The sequence below is a fragment of the Neisseria sp. P0020.S003 genome (assembly GCF_051957095.1).
Lineage (GTDB): Bacteria > Pseudomonadota > Gammaproteobacteria > Burkholderiales > Neisseriaceae > Neisseria > Neisseria subflava.
In genome coordinates this window covers 1-210 of the sequence record NZ_JBQCWU010000121.1, presented here as the reverse complement: position 1 = coordinate 210, position 210 = coordinate 1, and the positions used below count along the sequence as shown (strand labels likewise).

The following is a 210-nucleotide window of genomic DNA, read 5'->3' as shown; positions in this document are numbered from 1 at the left end:
TGTAGAAACTAGTAGCGTTGTTTACAGTATTTCCAGGAGAATACTGAAACATGAACATGCACAAAAACACCCGCCTCTCCCCGCACCACCGCCAAGCCATTTGGCTGGCCTACACGCAGGGGAAGGAAAGCGTCACCTCCCTGGCACGCCGCTACCAAGTCAGCCGCGTCACCATTTACCGCGCACTTAAAGCCGCAAGGGGCAGACTGC

1 protein-coding gene is annotated in these 210 nt (G+C 55.2%); it reads left to right on the top strand.

All coding sequences use genetic code 11. From position 1 onward, the window contains the following. Positions 1-50 precede the first annotated feature (50 nt). The coding region (locus ACTHTQ_RS11625) for a helix-turn-helix domain-containing protein (RefSeq protein WP_440364005.1) at positions 51-210 on the top strand (160 nt) is incomplete at its 3' end.